Source organism: Allobosea sp. FW305-C-101 (assembly GCF_058783685.1).
The window spans coordinates 1,359,939-1,378,751 of sequence record NZ_JBYSYT010000001.1 but is presented as its reverse complement, the minus strand read 5'-3'; the positions used below and the strand labels follow the sequence as shown (position 1 = coordinate 1,378,751).

Sequence of the window (18,813 nt, the reverse complement as noted above, 5' to 3'; positions counted from 1 at the left end):
CGCCTGCTGGAAATGTTATTCTGCGGTCAGAATTTCACGCTGGGCGCGACTTCGATCTGGGCGCGCGTCTGCTCGCCGACATCGAAGAACTCGCGCTGGGTGAAGCCCATCTGCGGCGCGAACAGCACGGCCGGGAAGGCCTGGATCGCGGCGTTGAACTCGCCGACCGCATTGTTGAAGAAGCGCCGTGCCGCCGCGAGCTTGTCCTCGACATTGCCGAGGTCGACCTGGAGCTGCTGGAAATTGGCGCTGGCCTTGAGGTCGGGATAGGCCTCGCCCAGCGCGAGAAGCCGGCCAACCGCGCCGGAAAGCTGCTGCTCGGCGGCGGCCTTGTCATGGACACCGGTCGCGCCCTGCGCTGCGTTACGCGCGGCGATCACGGCATCGAGCGTCGATTTCTCGTGGGTCGCATAGCCTTTCACCGTCTCGACGAGGTTCGGGATCAGGTCGTGGCGCTGCTTGAGCTGGACGTCGATATCGGCAAAGGCCTGGTTCACGCGCTGCCGCATCGCGACGAGCCCGTTATAGGTCATGATCAGATAGACGACGAGGACGACGATCAGCCCCAGAATGGCCCAGCCCATGGCACCCCTCCCAAATCGTGGACGAAATCCGTCCGCAGCCTCGCACGAAGCGTCAGGCCGGGGAAGCTATGCGATATCGATAGGCGCCGGCTCCCTCGAATAGGGGATAGCCCTGAGGAAACGTCGTCCTTGGGGCGGAAAAATGAGACGGAACCGGCGCCTCGGGCGGGGCTTCGGCCTTGCCCTGAGGGCCCGCTTGCATTACATCGCCCCTGTCCGAAGGGCCGTGATCGATCATGCGCCGGGGGCGGTCTTCAAGGCCTGCTCCCGTTTCGTGTTTGAAACAGGTCGTCCGGATACGGATCGAGCCGCTGGTCCTGGCGCCTTCGCCGGCCCCGTCTGACGGGGAGGCGGATACCTCCGAGAGGAGGTGCCGACGGCCGCGATCCGGAACGCAGCACCAACCACGGCGCCTATAGCCGGACACCCGCGGGATACGCGGCCGGCTCCCAGGAGATTACATGTCTGCAGTTGAAAGCTACAGCGCGGGTCGCGAGGATTTCGCCGCCCTGCTCGAAGAGTCCTTCACCCGTAACGAGGCTCTCGAAGGTTCCGTCATCAAGGGCAAGGTCGTTGCCATTGAGAAGGACATGGCGATCATCGACGTCGGTCTGAAGACCGAAGGCCGTGTCGCCCTCAAGGAATTCACCGGCCCCGGCCGTGACCAGGAACTGAACGTCGGCGACGAGGTCGAGGTCTATCTGGACCGGATCGAGAACGCGCTCGGCGAAGCCGTCATCTCGCGCGACAAGGCTCGCCGCGAAGAGAGCTGGGTCAAGCTCGAGAAGGCCTTCGAAGCCCGCGAGAAGGTCACCGGCATGATCTTCAACACCGTCAAGGGCGGCTACACCGTCGATCTCGACGGCGCCGTCGCCTTCCTGCCGCGCTCGCAGGTCGACATCCGCCCGATCCGCGACGTCGGCCCGCTGATGGGCCAGCCGCAGCCCTTCGAGATCCTCAAGATGGATCGCCGCCGCGGCAACATCGTCGTGTCGCGCCGCACCGTCCTCGAAGAGACCCGCGCCGAGGCTCGTTCCGAGCTCGTCGCCTCGCTCGAAGAGGGCCAGGTCATCGACGGCGTCGTCAAGAACATCACCGAATACGGTGCGTTCGTTGACCTCGGCGGCATCGACGGCCTGCTGCACGTCACCGACATGGCGTGGCGCCGCGTGAACCACCCGTCGGAGGTCGTGACCATCGGCCAGACGGTCAAGGTCAAGATCATCAAGATCAACCAGGACACGCACCGCATCTCGCTCGGCATCAAGCAGCTGCTGGCCGATCCGTGGGATGGCATCGCCGAGCGTTACCCGGTCGGCACCCGTCTCAAGGGCCGCGTGACCAACATCACGGACTACGGCGCGTTCGTCGAAGTGGAGCCGGGCATCGAAGGCCTGATCCACGTCTCCGAGATGTCCTGGACCAAGAAGAACGTCCACCCCGGCAAGATCGTCTCGACCTCGCAGGAAGTCGACGTCGCGATCCTCGAGGTCGATCCGGTCAAGCGCCGCATCTCGCTCGGCCTCAAGCAGACCCTGCGCAACCCGTGGGAGCTCTTCGCGGAGCAGCATCCGTCCGGTTCGACGGTCGAGGGCGAGGTCAAGAACAAGACCGAGTTCGGCCTGTTCCTGGGTCTCGAAGGCGATATCGACGGCATGATCCATCTCTCGGATCTCGACTGGAACCGTCCGGGCGAGCAGGTCATCGAGGAATACAAGAAGGGCGACGTCCTGCAGGCCGTCGTTCTCGATGTGGACGTCGAGAAGGAGCGTATCTCGCTCGGCCTGAAGCAGCTCGGCGGCGATCCCTTCGTGGATGCCGGCGAGTTCAAGAAGGGCCAGATCGTCACCTGTGAGGTGGTCGAGGTGAAGGAGTCGGGTCTCGACGTGAAGATCGCCGACACCGACATGATGACCTTCATCAAGCGCGCCGAGCTGGCTCGCGATCGCTCCGAGCAGCGCCCTGAGCGCTTCGCGGCCGGCGAGCGCATCGACGCCCGCGTCGTGCTCTTCGACAAGAAGGCCCGCAAGATCCAGGTCTCGGTCAAGGCCCTGGAGATGGCTGAGGAGAAGGAGGCGATGGCCCAGTACGGCTCCGCCGATTCCGGTGCCTCGCTCGGCGACATCCTGGGCGCTGCGCTCAAGAAGGCCACCGACAAGAAGTGAGGTTTCGGCTGCGAAAGCAGCCGGACATCCAAGTCAGCCCGCGCGGAGCGATCCGCGCGGGCTTTTGTTTCGGCTTCGCTCGTCATTCTCGGGCGGAGCGAAGCTCAGACCCGAGAATCTTGTGACCAGAGCCCTCTGGTTTCCGGGATGGTCGGGTCAAGCCCGACCATGACGCCATAAAAGGAGCTCGCCATGACCCCCGCCGCCATCGGCATCGACTTCGGCACCACCAACAGCGTCGTCGCGCTGGCGGGGCCGGACGGATCGGTCATGACGCGCTCTTTCGCGACCAAGCAGGGCGCGGTCGATGCCTATCGCTCGGCGCTGATGTTCTGGCGCGAGGGGCGCCCCCCTGAGACCCGCATCACCCATGTCAGCGGCCCCGATGCGCTCGACATGGCCCTGGGGATGACGACCGAGCATCGCTTCCTGCAATCGCTCAAGACCCATCTCTCCAGTCGCGCCTTCCAGGAGACCCGGCTCTTCGGCAAGCTCTTCCAGCTGGAGGATCTGATCGGCGTCTTCCTGTCCGACCTCACGGCGGACCTGCCTGGCCATGACGCCCTGCCGCTGGTCTCCGGCCGCCCGATCGTCTTCGCCGGCGAGCGCCCCGACGAGGAGCTGGCGGTCGGCCGCCTGAAGGGCTCTTACGGCAAGGCCGGCATGAAGCAGGTCGATTTCGCCTATGAGCCGCTCGGCGCGGCCTACTGGTATGCCCGCGACCTGAAGACACCGCAGACCATGCTGGTCGCCGATTTCGGCGGCGGCACCAGCGACTTCTCGGTGATGCGCTTCGAGCCCGGCCGCAATGGCGGCCTGGAGGCGATCCCGCTCTCCCATGCCGGTGTCGGCGTCGCCGGCGATACTTTCGACTATCGCATCATCGAGCATGCCGTGTCCCCGGCACTCGGCAAGGGCACGGATTACCGCTCCTTCGGCAAGCTCCTGCCGGTGCCCGCCCATTATCACGCCGCTTTCGCGCAATGGCACAAGCTCTCGCTGATGAAGAGCCGCGAGACCATGGCTGAGCTCAACGCCCTGATCCGCGAAGCCGTCGAGCCCGGCAAGCTCGAGGACCTGCTAACGGTGATCGAATACGATCTCGGCTACGAGCTCTACCGCGCGGTCTCCGCAACCAAGGTTGCGTTGTCCGACCGGGAGGAGACGACGCTGAGCTTCAATCAAATGGACGTCACCATCGAGAAGCCGATCCGCCGTGCGGAATTCGAGCGCTGGATCGCCGATGATGTCGGGGCGATCGAGAGTGCGCTCGATCGCGCTCTCGCCGAGGCCGGGCTCGGTGGCGATCGCATCGAGGCGGTCTTCATGACCGGCGGCACCTCCTACGTTCCGGCCGTGCGCAGCCTGTTCGACCGTCGCTTCGGCGTCGGCAAGGTGCATATCGGCGATGCGTTCCGTTCGGTCGCCAGTGGCCTCGCGCTGCTCGCGCTAGACCGGGCGCGCGCCTCGGTCGCGGCCTGAGGCGTCCCTCCTGCCTTGCCCGGTTGGGCTTGCAGGTCTACATCACGGACCCAGCCTCAGGAGCCTCCCGATGTCGTCCGATGCCGATCTGCTCGCAGACCGCCGCAGCCTGCGCCGCAAGCTGACGCTCTGGCGTGTGCTCGCCGTGCTCGGCGTGATCGTCGCGGCGGTGATCGGCGGCCTCGCCTGGAAGGGCGACAGCACGGGCAGCCTGTCGAGCGCCCATATCGCCCGCATCACCGTTTCCGGCTTCATCTCCGGTGATCGCCGCACGCTCGACCTGATCAAATCGGTCGAGGACAGCAAGGCCGTCTCCGCCGTCGTGCTCCGCATCGATAGCCCCGGAGGCACGACCTCCGGCTCCGAGGCATTGCATACGGCCTTGCGCCAGCTCGCCGCGAAGAAGCCGATGGTCGCGGTCGTCGATGGCGTCGCAGCGTCGGGCGGCTATATCGCCGCGATGGGCGCGGACCGCATCGTCGCCCGCCAGACCTCGCTCGTCGGCTCGATCGGCGTGCTCTTCCAGTTCCCGAACGTTTCGAACCTGCTCGACACCGTCGGCGTCAAGGTCGAGTCGATCAAGTCGAGCCCGCTCAAGGCGGCGCCGAGCGGTTTCGAGCCGACCTCGCCCGAGGCTCGCGACGCGCTGCAGCGCGTCGTCAACGACAACTACACCTGGTTCAAGGACATGGTGCGCGACCGCCGCCATCTCGCCGAGGGCGAGGTCGCAACAGTCTCGGACGGGCGCGTCCATTCCGGCCGGCAGGCCGTCAATCTGAAGCTCGTCGACCAGATCGGCGGGGAACCCGAGGCGATTGCCTGGATGGAGCGCGAGAAGAGCGTCGCCAAGGACCTGAAGGTCCGCGACTGGCGTCGCCGCAGCGAATCCTCGTCGCTTGGCCTGTGGAGCCTGGCCGAGGCGATGGCGCGTGGCGCCGGCCTTGACGCGCTCGCGGCGACGATCGCGCGCGCGGCAGATCAGCCGGTCGGCTTGCGGCTTGACGCGCCCTTGGCGCTCTGGCAGCCTGCCGCTGAAAAGTGATGTTGATACAAATGGTTATACTCCCGCGATGATTAAATCCGAACTCGTTCAGCGGATCGCCGACCGCAACACCCACCTCTATCAGCGTGACATCGAGAACATCGTCTCGGCTATCCTGGACGAGATCGTGAAGGCGCTGGCGCGGGGCGACCGGGTGGAGCTGCGCGGCTTCGGCGCCTTCTCGCGCAAGGGCCGCTCGGCCCGCATCGGCCGCAACCCCCGCACGGGCGATGCGGTCGAGGTCGAGGAGAAGTTCGTCCCCGTCTTCAAGACGGGCAAGGAGCTGCGGCTGCGCCTCAACGGCAAGGATTGAGCGCAGGCGCAGGCCCCGCAGCCGCACGGAGATTGTAATGAAGGCCTTCTTCAAGGCGCTGGTTCTGGTTCCCGTCGCACTGGTGATCGTGTTGTTCTCGGTCGCCAATCGCGGCGCGGTGCGCGTTTCGCTCGATCCCTTCAGCCGTGACTTGCCCGTGCTCTCCTATGAGCTGCCGCTTTTCGCGGTGGTGCTGGCCGCCATCGCCGTCGGCGTGCTCGTCGGCGGCCTGGCCTCCTGGGTCGCGCAGGGCAAACACCGCAAGGCGGCGCGCCGCAACCGCCGTGAGGCGGAGGCGCTGCGCTCCGAAACCCAGGCGTTGCGCTCGGCCGTGCCCGACTCCGCGCTGCCGGCACTGACCAACGGACGGAATTGATGCGACTTTTCGATGCGGCCGAGATCGATGCGGCCCTGAATTATCCCGGCCTGATCGATATTCTCGACGACGCCTTCCGCAGCGAGGTCATCGCGCCCAAGCGCGGCCAGTACGCGATCCAGCGTCCGGACGAGACCGACGCCATCCTGCTGACCATGCCGGCCTGGAGCGGGCCGGACGTCGCCAATCCCTATATCGGCACCAAGATCGTCTCGGTCTTCTTCGGCAACGGCAAGCGCAACCTGCCGGGCGTGATGGGCGCTTATCTGCTGATGGACGGCACGACCGGCGAGCCGCTCGCCGTGATGGACGGCAACCGTTTGACGACCTGGCGCACGGCGGCGGCGTCCGCGCTGGCCTCGCGTTACATGTCCAACCCCGAATCCAGCCGCATGCTGATGGTCGGAGCCGGCGCGCTCGCGCCCTTCATCATCAAGGCGCACCGCTCCGTCCGCCCGTTGACCGAGATCGCGGTCTGGGCGCGGCGGCCCGAAGCCGCCGAGGCCACCGTCGCGGAGCTGGCAAAGGACGGCATCGAGGCCCGCGCCACCACCGATCTCGAAGGCGAGGCCCGCACCGCCGACATCATCTCCTGCGCGACCAATGCGACCGAGCCCTTGATCCACGGTCATTGGCTGAAGCGCGAGGCGCATCTCGACCTGATCGGCGGTTTCACGATGCAGATGCGCGAGGCCGATGCCGACGCGCTGCATCGTGCGCGGGTCGTCGTCGATTCCAGCAAGGCGATCGACGAGGGCGGTGATGTCGCCGTCGCCATCGCCGAAGGCAGCTACAGCGCCGACAAGATCGCGGGCACGCTCGCCGATCTCTGCCATGGCCGGATCGCCGGGCCTGTCGAGGGCGGCGGGATCACGCTGTTCAAGTCGGTCGGCGTGGCGCTCGAGGATCTGGCGGCCGCCGTCGCGGTCTGGGAGCGTCGCGCGTAAGCAGAACTCTGCTTCAGTCCGGGGAGGGATAGCCGGTGGCGATCGATCTGACGGACGAGGAGCGCAGCTATGTCGCACAGGCGGCCGTAGCGGATGCCGGCTTCCTGCCGGCATTTCTATCGTCCCTGCCTTATCTCGCGCCGGTCGTGCTGTTCGGCACCTACGGCGCCTGGATCGGCGATGTGACGGCCGTCGCGCTCGCTCTGGCCTGCCTGGTCGCGCTCAACCTGTGGTGGATTTACAGCCAGTGCCGGTCGGCGGCGCTGTTCAAGTCGGTCTGTGCCAAGGTCGCGGCCGAGCCGGCCGCAACCGATCGGCCTGACGTGGCCTGACCGGTTGCGGCCGTCTCGGGTCAGGCGATCCGCGCGCCGCCGATGGCACCGAGCAGCCACAGGATCAGCACGATCGTGAGGACAAGGCCGAGCACGCCGCCGAGCCCTGCGGTTCCGTAGCTGCGATGGCCGTAATAGCCGCCGCCGCCCAGAAGCAGGACGAGCAGCACGATGATGAGGACGGTGGACATGGCGAACTCCCGTTTCGCGGCGCCCGTTCCGGGCGCGGTCTAGCGGGAAACGCCGGCTGCGGACGCTCGGTTCCGCTGGGTTAGTGTCCGATCATTCCACCTTGAGCCCGACTTCCTTGATCAGGTCGCCCCAGCGCTTCATCTCAGCCTGCAGGAAAGCGCCGAGCTCTTCGGGACTGTTGCCGACAGGCTCCGCCGCCAGCGCATCCATCTTGGCGCGCACGGCCGGGTCGGCGATCCCCGCCTTGGTGTCGGCATGGATCTTGGCGATGACGGTGGGCGGCGTCTTGGCCGGCGCGAACAGCGCGAACCAGGAGGAGACGTCGAAGCCCGGCACGGTATCGGCGATCGGCGCGAAGTCCGGCGCCGTCGGCGAGCGCTTCGCCGTGGTGATGCCGAAGCCGCGGATCGAGCCGGCGCGGACATGCGGTAGCGCCTGCGGGATATTGTCGAAGATCAGGTCGATGCGCCCGCCGATCAGGTCCTGCGTCGCCTGGGCCGTGCCGCGATAGGGCACATGCACCATCTTGGTGCCGGTCAGCTTCTGGAACAGCTCGCCGCAGAGATGTACGGAGGTGCCGACGCCGGACGAGCCGTAAGTCAGCTTGCCGGGATTGGCTTTCGCATAGGCAATCAGTTCAGCGACATTGTTCACCGGCAGGGTCTTGCTGGCGACGAGCAGGTTGGGGACCATCGCGACCATGGTGATCGGCGCGAGGTCCTTGGCCGGGTCATAGGTCAGCTTCTGGTAGAGATACTGGTTGGTCGCCATGCCGACGGAGACGATCAGGAAGGTGTCGCCGGTCGGCTCGGTCTTGGCGACGGCGTCGGTGCCGATATTGCCGCCGGCGCCCGGCCGGTTCTCGACCACGATATTGGTGCCCCAGGTCTGGCCGAGCTTGTCGGCGACGAGCCGCGCCAGCACGTCGGTCGCGCCCGCCGGCGGGAACGGCACGACGAGCTTGAGCAGCCGGCCCTGCGGCCAGGGCTGCTGACTGAGGCCGGCAGAGGGAGCCGCAAGAAGAGCGCCTGCGCCAGCGAGAATCGCGCGGCGGTCGATCGTGATGGTCATCGATAGTCTCCCTGAAGGGCGCGTCTCGCGTCGCCTTTTCTCAAAGCTGCAATTCGCCGCGCCGCTTGTCCAGCCATCGCGCTTGACCGCGAGGGAGGGGTGCGACGATTCTCAGGCCATGCGCAGCATCTCCCGAATCGCGGCCCTTCTGGTGCCGTTCGCCCTCCTGCCGGCCATGGGCCACGCCCAGTCGACCGCGGATCAGGAGGCGAAGACCCGCGCCGCCAACATCGCGGCCTGGCCCGATGCCGCCCGCTCGCTCTTCGGCCAGAAGACCGAGCCGGCCAGCATGCAGGCCCGTGCCATCGGTTCCTATGCACGGGGCTGCCTGGCCGGCGCCGAGGCGTTGCCGGTCGACGGGCCGAGCTGGCAGGTCATGCGGCTCAACCGCAACCGCAACTGGGGCCACCCCGCCCTGATCGACTATCTGGAAAAGCTCGCCCGCGACGTGCCGCGCATCACCGGCTGGGCGGGGCTCCTCGTCGGCGACATGTCGCAGCCGCGCGGCGGCCCGATGCTGACCGGCCATGCCTCCCATCAGATCGGGCTCGATGCCGATGTCTGGCTGACGCCGATGCCGCGCGGCCGGCTCGACCGGGAGCAGCGCGAAAACATGTCGGCGGTCAACATGGCCCGTTCCGACTGGCGCGATATAGATCCCCGCCACTGGACGCCGGCCCATACCCGCCTGATCCGCACCGTCGCGGCCGAGCCGAAGGTCGAGCGCATCTTCGTCAACCCAGCACTCAAGGTCGCGCTCTGCCGCGAGGCCGGGGCCGACAAGAGCTGGCTGGAGAAGGTGCGGCCGATCTGGGGCCACAACTATCATTTCCATATCCGGCTGGCCTGCCCCGCCGGCATGGCGAGCTGCCATGGGCAGGAGCCGCCCAATTTCGGCGATGGCTGCGGGGCGGAGCTCAGCGGCTGGGTCGAGCGTCAGCACGACGCCATCTTCAACCCGCCGAAGCCCAAGCCCGGACCGAAGCCCAAGCCGAAGCCGCCGATGTCGCTCGACGCCCTGCCGCCGGAATGCCGGCAGGTTCTGGTCTCGCGCTGAGATGCGACACCGCCTGCCGTCATGCTCGGGCTTGACCCGAGCATCTCGTGCCAAAGGAGGCTCCGGCGCTGGTTCGTCGGGAGATTCTCGGGTCTGCGCTTCGCTCCGCCCGAGAATGATGAGCCACTGCTTCAGCGCCGGGGCGGCACGCGCCCGGAGCTATAGGCGAAGGGGTCGTTCCGGGGATTGATCGGCAAGGCCTCCTCGGAATCCTGCTGGTCCATGACGCCGGAGCCGCCGCCATCGCCAAAGGCGGCCTCTTCCTCCGAGGGCTCGACGGCGCCCGGCAGGGCAAGCGGTCCGCGGTTCTCGCTCGGCAAGGGCTGCGGCTGGTAGCGCCCCTGCCGCTGGCGCGCGTCGTATTGCTCCAGGAAGCGCTGCTGCGCGTCGAGCCCCTGAGGCTGGCCGCGGCCGTAGCTTGCGACCGGATAGCCGCCCTGCACGGCGCCGGGCGGACGCAGGCCTTCGCTCGGCTGCCGCATCAGCCCGCCGCCAGCGACCATGGTGCCGGCCGGCGCCACGCCGCGCGGCAGCGTCTGGGCCGACGAATAGGACCGTGCCGGGTCCGGCGGCTGCAGGTTGTAGTTCGGCGTATACTTGATCACCGGCTTGCAGATGTGCCGGCCCTTCGAATGCCGGGCCAGGTCGATATGGAAATGGTCGTAATGCATCGGGTCGGCGCCCGGGCCGAGCACCGTCGAAAAATGCTCGCAGGCGCCGACGAAGACCTCGCGCAGGAAGTTCTGCTCTTCGGGCGAGCCGCGCCAGCCGTCCTTCACCGTGATCACGCGGTTGTCGTTGAGCCGGAAGGAGAAGACGTCGACGGCATTGCCGAAGGCATGCTCCGACGTGCGTGACGTGCCCGTGCCGTTGTTCATCGCGCGGCAGGAATAGGAGCCGGCCCGCATCTCGATGACCTGGGCTCCCAGCACGTTCATGGCGGCCGGCTGCACCACTTCGGCCAGCCACTTGTCGGTGGTCGCGACGACCGGGCAGGAGAGGGTGGCCGAACTTGTCAGCCCGATGCCGCCGTTGGAGAAGGCCGAGACCTTCAGCGGTTGCTGCATGCCGCAGGTGCCGGGCCCGTCGATCGGCTTGCCGCGCAGGCTGACATAGGACGAGATCTGCACCTGGCGCGCGGCCATGCAGGCGGCCTCCGCCTGGTCACGCCAGGCGGCGCGTTGCGGCTTCTGGAACTTGCCGCAGCCCGCAAGGCCGGCTGCGCCGACGATGCCGAGTGCGATGAGGGCGAGATGAGCGCGTCGCATGACCATTCAAATGCGAACCGCTTGGTGAACGGTTTCTCAACCGAGTGCGCCCTGGCCGCCACAGGCGGATTAACTTTGGTACCGTGGTGAACCGAGCCTTAATGCGCCGTTTCCGGCCTTAACCGGTGCCGTTTCGGCAGCACGGAGGGGCTTTCAGGATGTCGCGAAGACGAGCTCTCGGGGCTCGCAGGTCGAACCATGGCGAAGGCGTGGCAGTGCCTTGGAGAGTGCTCGCGGCGAAATCGCGCAGCCAGAAATATCCCCAAATCTATTCAATGATTTAACCGATGATTAAGGGTGATCTAGCCTCCGCCCGGGGCGCGCCACGATGCCGCCCCCTTGCGGCCTTCGTCAGTTCTGTTAGCCTCCACGACAGGTCAATGACACAGGAGGGTGTGATGAGTGTCACGCTACGTCTCGACCGATTGATCATGGGTGCGGCCTTCGTTTTCATGATGGCGATCGTTCTGGGAGCGTTCTGACAACGGGTCAGTCTCGAAGTCGCTAGGACCACAAGAGCTATGAAAAACAGCGCCGCCGGGACCAATCCCGGCGGCGCTTTTGTTTGTGCTGGCAGTTTCGGGGTGGCGCGGGATCAACTTTCCGGGCAGGCGGTTTCCGTCACCTCCCAGGACATCATGTTGACGACGCGTCCGCAGGTCGCGAGCCGTCGTCCCTGCGTGGTCCTGATGCAGGACTTCGCGCCCTCCGCGATCTTGCGGCCGTCGTTCCAGCAGAAGCAGAGCGGCTCCGGCGCCTGCGCGAGGCGGGGCCTGTCCAGCGCGAGAGCTGGTTCCCCTGCGGCCGCCGCTTCGCTGATAAGGAACAAGACCGCGAGCGCGAGCATCCAGCTCAGCATGCGGTGTCGGTGAGGCCTCGGTCCGGATCCGGTCATGGCTCTCTCCCCGCGTCTCGTCGGGCGAAGCTGTTCGTCAGCCTATCATATCGGTCCGATTGCAACGAATAATTATGTGTCGATTTGAAATAGTAAGGCATTTCAGACTGTTAGCCGGGAGGGGCCTTGCGTCGGATGCGGGCTCTCTCCATATTGTCGGACGGTGGGCCCGTGGTGGGCTCCGGGAGGAACAATGTCTCTGATTTCGCTCGCCCGTCGTGGACGTGCCGTCGCCCTGGTCGCCGGGGCCCTGTTGCTCGTGCCGCTCGTTGCCGAAGCCCGTCCGGGCGGTGGCCGCAGCTCGGGCAGCCGTGGGTCGTTCACCAATAGCGCGCCGCCGTCGACCAATACGACGCCGGGTGGCGCCCAGACTTTCCAGCGCTCGGCTCCGGCCTCGCCGGCTTCGCCGTCCATGGCTGGCCCCGCTGCCGCCGGTGCGGCGGCGCAGGCCGCTCGCCCGTCCTTCGCGCGCAACATGATGATGGGCATCGGCGCTGGCCTGCTTGGCGCGGGCCTGTTCGGCCTGCTCTCGGGCTCCGGCTTCTTCAGCGGCCTGGCCTCGCTCGCCGGTATGCTCGGCTTCCTGCTGCAGATCGGTCTGATCGCCGGCATCATCATGCTCGCCATCCGCTTCTTCCGCCGCCGTTCCGAGCCGCAGCTCGCCGGCGCGGGCGCGCCCTATGCCCGTCAGGGCTATGATGCGCCCCAGCCGCAGCCTGCCGCCGCCCGCATGGGCGGTTTCGGTGGCGGTGCGGCCGCTGCCGCCGTGCAGCCGCAGCCGATCGAGTTGTCGGGTGATGATTTTAACGCGTTCGAGCGCCTGCTCGGCGAGATCAACACCGCCTATTCGAACGAGGACGAGGCCGGCCTGCGCCAGCGGACGACGCCCGAGATGTTCGGCTATTTCGACGAGGATCTGAGCGACAACGCCCGCCGCGGCGTCGCCGACCGCGTCTCCGACGTCAAGCTGCTGCAGGGCGACCTGTCGCAGGCCTGGCACGAGGGCGATGTCGATTACGCCACAGTCGCGATGCGCTTCAGCCTGATCAACGCGGCCTATGACCGCAAGACCGGCAAGATCGTCGATGGCAATGCCACGCAGGCTCAGGAGGTCAGCGAGTACTGGACCTTCGTGCGCGAGCGCGCCGGCGCCTGGAAGCTCTCGGGCATCCAGCAGGCGGCCTGAGCGCCGACAGCGTGAGAGAATGAGAAACGGCCGGGGCAACCCGGCCGTTTTGCTTTGTCCGGCTTTCGGGTGGGCCGCTGGCGGAGCGAAGCCTATTGCGCTACTGGCGAAGACATCTGCCTTCGCCGCAGAACCAGCCCGGAGCCCGCCTTCCATGAGTGATATGCGTCTCGTCGTCGTCGGTGCCGCCGGGCGGATGGGCCGGATGCTGATCCGCGCCATCGATCAGGCTGAAGGCTGCACGCTCGTCGCCGCGATCGAGCGCCCTGGCTCCGCCGCGCTCGGTGAGGACGCCGGCATCCTCGCCGGCCTGCCGGCCTCCGGCGTCAAGGTGACGAGCGATGCCGCCGCGGCCTTCGCGGCGGCCGACGGCGTTCTCGATTTCACCGCGCCGGACGCGACGGTCGCTTTCGCCAAGCTCGCCGACGAGGCCGGCATCCTCCATGTCGTCGGCACGACCGGGCTGGAGCCCGCGCATCTCGCTGAACTGGCCGAGGCGGCGAAGCGCACCCCGATCATCCGCTCCGGCAACATGAGCCTCGGCGTCAACCTGCTGGCGGCGCTGGTGCGCAAGGTCGCGGCGACGCTCGGTACGGACTGGGACATCGAGATCGTCGAGATGCATCACCGCATGAAGGTCGATGCGCCCTCCGGCACCGCCGTCCTGCTCGGCGAGGCGGCGGCTGAGGGCCGTGCCGTCGATCTCGCAAAGGCGCGCGTTGCCGGCCGCGACGGCATCACCGGCGCGCGCGAGCCCGGCACGATCGGCTTCGCGGCCCTGCGTGGCGGCACCGTCATCGGCGATCACAAGGTGATCTTCGCAGGTAGCGGCGAGCGGCTCGAACTCGCGCATGTCGCGGAGGACCGCAGCCTGTTCGCGCAAGGCGCGGTCAAGGCCGCGCTCTGGGGCAGGGGGCGTGAAGCGCGGCTTTACTCCATGGCCGACGTGCTCGGCCTCGACGCACTCTGACCATGACCCGCGTCACTGTCGCGCCGGGCGTCGTCCACTGGCCGGATAAGCTGGCGCCGGAGGAGCAGGCTGCGCTGGTGGCGGAACTGCGCGCGGTCGCGCGCAAGGCGCCGTTCTTCCAGCCGCGCATGCCGAAGAGCGGCACGCCCTTTTCGGTCCGCATGACCAATTGCGGTTCGCTCGGCTGGGTCTCTGACGAGCGGGGCTACCGCTACCAGCCCGAACACCCCGAAACCGGCGAGCCCTGGCCGATCATGCCGGCGCCGCTGCTCGACCTCTGGCGGGAATTGGCCGGCTATCCGCACCCGCCCGAGGCCTGCCTCGTCAATTTCTATGCGGCCGGCGCCAAGATGGGCCTGCATCAGGATCGCGACGAGCAGGATTTCGACGCGCCGGTCCTGTCGGTCTCGCTCGGTGATGCCGCGCTCTTCCGCATCGGCGGCACGACGCGCGGCGGCAAGACGACCTCGCTCAAGCTCGCCTCGGGCGATGTGCTGCTCTTCGGTGGCGAGGCGCGGCTCGCCTATCACGGCATCGACCGCATCCTGACCGGGTCCTCGACGCTGTTGCCGGAGGGCGGGCGGATCAACCTGACGATGCGGCGGGTGATGAAGCCGAAATAAACTTCGCCTTCGCGAGGCACGCCCCTTGTCATTCCGGGGCGCGCCGCAGGCGCGAACCCGGAACCCACGACTGGGTGGATCGCTCGTAATCCGGCACCGAATGTCTCACCCGGTCGTGGGTTCCGGGTTCTTCGCTCCGCGAAGCCCCGGAATGACAAGGGTGGATCGTACCGCCTAATCCTGCGCCTTGCCGGGCAGGTTCGGGAACGACCAGCCGAACAGCAGCGATCCGGCCCGCAGGCCGAAACAGGCTGCAATGCCCCCGAGCATCACGGTTGGACCGGAGAGGCCGAGGCCGGTGAGCAGCGCCGTCATCGCGGCGCCCGCGGTCGCGGCTGTGACGTAGAAATCGCGGCTCCACAGCACCATCGGCCGGTCGCCGGCAAGGATGTCGCGCAGGATGCCGCCGAAGGTCGCGGTCATCGCGCCGAGCGCGACGGCCGAAAGCACGGGCGCGGCCGCATCGAGGCCCTTGAGCGTGCCGACCACGGCGAAGAGCGAGAGGCCGGCGGCGTCGGCCCAGAGCAGCAGCTTGCGTCCGGCCCAGCCTTCGAGCACGCCGGGCCGGATATAGGCCAGCCCCCAGGCACAGAGCGCGACCGTGGTGCAGACGATGACGTCGCTGGGGTCGCGCACCCAGAAGATGCCGCGCCCGAGCAGGACGTCGCGCAACGTGCCGCCGCCGACGCCGGTGACGGTCGCCAGCAGGATGAAGCCGAACGGGTCCATGCCCTTGCGGGCGGCGACGAGGGCGCCGGTCAGCGCGAAGATGGCGACGCCGGCGGCCTCGAACACGGCGTCAGTGCTGGGTCGGTTCGCCGGCCGGCGCGTCCGGGGCCTTCGGGGCTCCGGCCGAGACGCCGACCAGGGCCGGACGCAGCACGCGCTCGCCGATCTTGTAACCGATCTGCACGACCTTCGAGACCAGCCCCTTGGCGATCGTGGCGTCGGGCGCTTCGAACATCGCCTGGTGCAGGTTGGGGTCGAATTTCTCGCCCTGCGGATCGATCCGGCGCACGCCGTGGCGCTCCAGCGTCTTGAGCAGTTCGCGCTCGGTCAATTCGACGCCTTCATGCAGCGCCTTCACCGCGGCGTCGACCGTCTTCATCGCGTCGGCCGGCAGGCTTTCCAGCGCCCGGCGCAGATTGTCGGAGGAGCCGAGCATGTCGCGGGCGAAGCTGGTCACGGCATAGGCCTTGGCATCGGCGATCTCGCGCTCGGTGCGGCGGCGCAGGTTCTCCATCTCGGCGAGCGTGCGCAGCAGCTTGTCCTTGAGGTCGTCGCGTTCTGCCTGGAGCTTGGCGAGCTGCGCCGCGAGGCCTGCCTCGGCGGTGGCCGCCTGCTCGGGCGCGTCCGCGCCGGCTTCGAGGTTGGGGTCTTCCGTCGCAGGGTTCTGCGTCATTTTATCGTCACGTCCCTTTACTGGCTGGCTGCGCCGCCCCTTGCGGGGCCAGGCCGGTCATGCCGGGTTGCAGCCGCGTTCGTGCCGGATATCGGCCTTATGGTCGTTTAAATCAAGCGCGGGCCGGCACTTTCGCCTTGGCCGCCGCCGGCTTCTCGGCCTCGAACTTGAAGACGTCGATGAGCGCCTTGCGGATCGTCAGTTGCCGGCCGGTCGAGACGATCTTCGCATGGGTCAGGTCGGTGACGTAGAACACGTCGACCGCCTTCTCGCCGAAGGTCGCGATATGGGCCGAGGCGATGTTGAGGTTGAGCTTACCGATCGCCGTGGTGAGATCGTAGAGCAGGCCCGGCCGGTCGAGGCCGGAGACCTCCAGCACCGTGTGGCGGGCCGAGAGCACATTGTCGATCACCACCTCCGGCTCCACCTGGAAGGTCTGGCCGCGCGGCGGCGGAGCCCGGCGCTGCGCCACGAGATCGGCGATCTTGATCTCGCCCTTCAATGCCCGCTCGATCGCCGCCGCGATCCGCTCGGCCCGGCGCAACTCGTCATCGTCGCGGTCGAAGGCGCGCGAGACCGAGATCGTGTCGAGCACGAGCCCGTCGCTCGTGGTGAAGATCTGAGCATCGACGATGTTGCCGCCGGCCGCGGCGCAGGCGCCGGTGACGATGGCGAGCAGGCGCGGATGGTCGGGCGCGAGCACGGTGAGTTCGGTCACGCCGCGGAACTTGTCGGTCTCGACGATGGTCGCCGTGGTGCGCCCGGCCTGTTCGGCCTCGCGCAGGAAGCGTGCGTGCTTCTCTTGCTCGTCCGGATCGACCTTGATCCAGTAGGCGGGGTAGTGCCGCGCGACATAGGCGTCGCGCTCCTCGGGGCTCCAGTCGGCGAGGCGACGGCGCAACTCGTCCTGCTTCATCGCCACGCGCGCCTTGCGCTCGACCGCCGAATGGCCGCCGGTGAGAACAAGCTCGGTCTCGTAATAGAGCGTACGCAGCAACTGGCCCTTCCAGCCGTTCCAGACGCCGGGCCCGACCGCCTTGATGTCGGCGACGGTGAGGACGAGCAGCAGCTTCAGCCGTTCCAGCGTCTGGACGGTGGCGGCGAAGCTCTCGATCGTCTTGGGGTCGCCGAGATCGCGGCTCTGCGCCACAGTCGACATGTCCAGATGATGCTCGACCAGCCAGGCCACGGTTTCCGTCTGCGCCGGTGTCAGGCCGAAGCGCGGGCCGAGCTTGCGGGCGATCCTGGCTCCCGCGATCGAATGGTCCTCCGGCCGGCCCTTGGCGATGTCGTGCAGGAAGAGCGCGACATAGAGCGCCCGCCGGTTGGCGATGGTCGGCATGATCTCGTTGGCGAGCGGATGCTCGGCTTCCAGCACGCCGGCATCGATCTCGGCCAGCACGCCCATGGCGCGGATCAGGTGCTCGTCCACCGTGTAGTGGTGGTACATGTTGAACTGCATCATCGCGACGATGCGGCCGAAATCCGGGACGAAGCGGCCGAGCAGCCCGGATTCGTTCATGCGCCTGAGCACGACCTCGGGGGAGCGCCGGCCGGTCAGGATCTCCAGGAAGATGCGGTTGGCTTCCGGCTCGTTGCGCAGGCCGGGCGTGATAAGACGGAGGGACTGCGTCACGAGGCGGCTGGCATCCGGGTGGATGGCGAGGTCCTCGCGGCTGGCGATGGCATAGAGCCGGAGCAGGTTGACCGGATCGCGCTCGAAGGCACTGTCGTCGACGACATCGAGGCGCTGGCTCGTCAGCTTGAAATCGGGATGGCCGAGCGAGCGTTCGCGCTTGCGCTTGGCGAGCGTGTCGAACAGCCGTGAGAGGGTGGCGCGCGGCTTCTGCTGGCGCGCCTCCAGCGCGGCGCAGACGATGGCGGTGAGGTCGCCGACATCCTTGGCGATCAGGAAGTAGGCCTTCATGAAGCGCTCGACCGGCGCCTGCCCGCTGCGTCCGGCATAGCCGATCTCGGCTGCGACTTGCCTTTGCAGATCGAAGGACAACCGCTCCTCGGCCCGGCCGGTGATGAAATGCAGCCAGCAGCGCACGCGCCAGAGGAATTCCTCCGAGCGCTGGAACATCTGCAGCTCCTGCTGGTCGAACAGTCCGGCCTCGACGAGCTCGCGCACGTCCTGGACGCGGTAGGAGTATTTCGCGATCCAGAACAGCGTGTTGAGGTCGCGCAAGCCCCCCTTGCCATCCTTGACGTTCGGCTCGACCAGATAGCGCGAGGCGCCGGCCCGCTGCACCCTGAGTTCGCGCTCGGCAAGCTTGGCCTCGGTGAAGGCCTGGGCCGTGCCCTCGACGACCTCCGCATCGAAGCGGCTGACCATCTCGTCGAACAGCGAACGGTCCCCCACCAGGAAGCGCGCTTCCAGCAGGGCGGTGCGGATCGTCATGTCGGCGCGGGCCTCGCGCACGCAATCGTCGATCGAGCGCACGGAATGGCCGGTCTTCAGCTTCAGGTCCCAGAGGGGGTAAAGCATCGATTCGATGACGCTCTCGCCCCAGGCCGTCTGCTTGTGCGGGAACAGGAAGAGCAGATCGACATCCGAGCCCGGCGCCAGCGTGCCGCGCCCATAGCCGCCGACGGCGACGACTGCGATCCGCTCGGACTGCGAGGGGTTGTCGGCCGGATAGAAATAGGCGGTCGCCGCGCTGTGCAGCCCGAGCACCACGGCATCCATCACCGCCGAGAGCCGATGCGCGCAGGCCAGGCCGGCGCGCGGCCCCGCCAGGATCGCCCGCGCGGAGGCGTGGCCTTCGTCGAGAACCTGCCTGAGCCCGGTGACCAGGGCTTGCCGCATCTGCGCCTTGTCCCGCCGGCTGATGGTCTCGAACAGCCGCGCGATCCCGGCCTCGGGGCTATGCAGCATCTCGGCGAGCGACAGGGCGGGCTTGGC

General features: G+C 67.5%; 19 protein-coding genes. 11 read left to right on the top strand and 8 right to left on the bottom strand.

The window, feature by feature from the left end:
* Positions 1–26 precede the first annotated feature (26 nt).
* The gene (locus AC3WMA_RS06540) at positions 27–584 is read right to left on the bottom strand and encodes a LemA family protein (RefSeq protein WP_492284553.1); all 558 of its coding nucleotides are present in this window, start codon (positions 582–584) and stop codon (positions 27–29) included.
* Between the two features lie 461 nt (positions 585–1,045).
* Here AC3WMA_RS06540 and rpsA point away from each other — a divergent pair, with 461 nt between their 5' ends.
* The 7 genes from rpsA to AC3WMA_RS06505 all read left to right on the top strand — a co-directional run bounded on the left by rpsA (position 1,046) and on the right by AC3WMA_RS06505 (position 7,241).
* The gene (rpsA, locus tag AC3WMA_RS06535; protein ID WP_492284552.1) at positions 1,046–2,749 is read left to right on the top strand and encodes a 30S ribosomal protein S1; all 1,704 of its coding nucleotides are present in this window, start codon (positions 1,046–1,048) and stop codon (positions 2,747–2,749) included.
* 192 nt (positions 2,750–2,941) lie between these two features.
* Positions 2,942–4,231, top strand: a complete 1,290-nt coding sequence (locus AC3WMA_RS06530; protein ID WP_492284551.1) for an Hsp70 family protein — start codon at positions 2,942–2,944, stop codon at positions 4,229–4,231.
* Between the two features lie 70 nt (positions 4,232–4,301).
* Positions 4,302–5,273: a signal peptide peptidase SppA gene (gene sppA, locus AC3WMA_RS06525; RefSeq protein ID WP_492284550.1), complete on the top strand. Its 972-nt coding sequence runs from the start codon at positions 4,302–4,304 to the stop codon at positions 5,271–5,273.
* Positions 5,274–5,301: 28 nt separating this feature from the next.
* Positions 5,302–5,586: an integration host factor subunit beta gene (ihfB, locus tag AC3WMA_RS06520; RefSeq protein ID WP_199085290.1), complete on the top strand. Its 285-nt coding sequence runs from the start codon at positions 5,302–5,304 to the stop codon at positions 5,584–5,586.
* Between the two features lie 37 nt (positions 5,587–5,623).
* Complete coding sequence (locus AC3WMA_RS06515) at positions 5,624–5,962, top strand: LapA family protein (RefSeq protein ID WP_492284549.1); 339 nt, start codon at positions 5,624–5,626, stop codon at positions 5,960–5,962.
* Complete coding sequence (gene lhpI, locus AC3WMA_RS06510; protein ID WP_492284548.1) at positions 5,962–6,909, top strand: bifunctional Delta(1)-pyrroline-2-carboxylate/Delta(1)-piperideine-2-carboxylate reductase; 948 nt, start codon at positions 5,962–5,964, stop codon at positions 6,907–6,909. Before AC3WMA_RS06515 ends, lhpI begins: the two co-directional genes overlap by 1 nt.
* A gap of 35 nt (positions 6,910–6,944) precedes the next feature.
* Positions 6,945–7,241: a hypothetical protein gene (locus tag AC3WMA_RS06505; protein ID WP_492284547.1), complete on the top strand. Its 297-nt coding sequence runs from the start codon at positions 6,945–6,947 to the stop codon at positions 7,239–7,241.
* Positions 7,242–7,261: 20 nt separating this feature from the next.
* Here AC3WMA_RS06505 and AC3WMA_RS06500 read toward each other — a convergent pair whose 3' ends face one another.
* Positions 7,262–7,432: a DUF3309 family protein gene (locus AC3WMA_RS06500; protein ID WP_492284546.1), complete on the bottom strand. Its 171-nt coding sequence runs from the start codon at positions 7,430–7,432 to the stop codon at positions 7,262–7,264.
* A 91-nt stretch (positions 7,433–7,523) separates the two neighbouring features.
* Positions 7,524–8,504 carry a tripartite tricarboxylate transporter substrate binding protein gene (locus AC3WMA_RS06495; protein WP_492284545.1) on the bottom strand — a complete coding sequence of 327 codons (981 nt, stop codon included), beginning with the start codon at positions 8,502–8,504 and terminating at the stop codon, positions 7,524–7,526.
* Between the two features lie 118 nt (positions 8,505–8,622).
* Here AC3WMA_RS06495 and mepA point away from each other — a divergent pair, with 118 nt between their 5' ends.
* Positions 8,623–9,561, top strand: a complete 939-nt coding sequence (mepA, locus tag AC3WMA_RS06490; protein WP_492284544.1) for a penicillin-insensitive murein endopeptidase — start codon at positions 8,623–8,625, stop codon at positions 9,559–9,561.
* A 131-nt stretch (positions 9,562–9,692) separates the two neighbouring features.
* On the opposite strand, the gene AC3WMA_RS06485 is transcribed toward mepA, so the two are convergent.
* Positions 9,693–10,829 (bottom strand): extensin-like domain-containing protein, encoded by a 1,137-nt coding sequence (locus AC3WMA_RS06485; protein ID WP_492284543.1) that lies wholly within the window; start codon positions 10,827–10,829, stop codon positions 9,693–9,695.
* A gap of 595 nt (positions 10,830–11,424) precedes the next feature.
* Positions 11,425–11,688, bottom strand: a complete 264-nt coding sequence (locus AC3WMA_RS06480; RefSeq protein WP_492284542.1) for a hypothetical protein — start codon at positions 11,686–11,688, stop codon at positions 11,425–11,427.
* 229 nt (positions 11,689–11,917) lie between these two features.
* On the opposite strand from AC3WMA_RS06480, the gene AC3WMA_RS06475 reads away from it, so the two are divergent.
* The 3 genes from AC3WMA_RS06475 (at position 11,918) to AC3WMA_RS06465 (ending at position 14,503) form a co-directional block, all read left to right on the top strand.
* Entirely contained in the window at positions 11,918–12,910 is a 993-nt protein-coding gene (locus AC3WMA_RS06475; protein ID WP_492284541.1) for a Tim44 domain-containing protein, read from the top strand.
* Between the two features lie 163 nt (positions 12,911–13,073).
* Positions 13,074–13,880, top strand: coding sequence for a 4-hydroxy-tetrahydrodipicolinate reductase (gene dapB, locus AC3WMA_RS06470; RefSeq protein ID WP_492284760.1), 807 nt, complete (start codon positions 13,074–13,076; stop codon positions 13,878–13,880).
* 2 nt (positions 13,881–13,882) lie between these two features.
* Positions 13,883–14,503 (top strand): alpha-ketoglutarate-dependent dioxygenase AlkB family protein, encoded by a 621-nt coding sequence (locus AC3WMA_RS06465; RefSeq protein WP_492284540.1) that lies wholly within the window; start codon positions 13,883–13,885, stop codon positions 14,501–14,503.
* A 174-nt stretch (positions 14,504–14,677) separates the two neighbouring features.
* On the opposite strand, the gene AC3WMA_RS06460 is transcribed toward AC3WMA_RS06465, so the two are convergent.
* From AC3WMA_RS06460 to AC3WMA_RS06450, 3 genes are all read right to left on the bottom strand, one after another.
* Positions 14,678–15,298, bottom strand: coding sequence for a trimeric intracellular cation channel family protein (locus AC3WMA_RS06460; protein WP_492284539.1), 621 nt, complete (start codon positions 15,296–15,298; stop codon positions 14,678–14,680).
* Positions 15,299–15,302: 4 nt separating this feature from the next.
* Positions 15,303–15,905: a nucleotide exchange factor GrpE gene (gene grpE, locus AC3WMA_RS06455; RefSeq protein WP_492284538.1), complete on the bottom strand. Its 603-nt coding sequence runs from the start codon at positions 15,903–15,905 to the stop codon at positions 15,303–15,305.
* A gap of 112 nt (positions 15,906–16,017) precedes the next feature.
* Positions 16,018–18,786, bottom strand: a complete 2,769-nt coding sequence (locus AC3WMA_RS06450) for a [protein-PII] uridylyltransferase (RefSeq protein ID WP_492284759.1) — start codon at positions 18,784–18,786, stop codon at positions 16,018–16,020.
* Between the last annotated feature and the right edge of the window lie 27 nt (positions 18,787–18,813).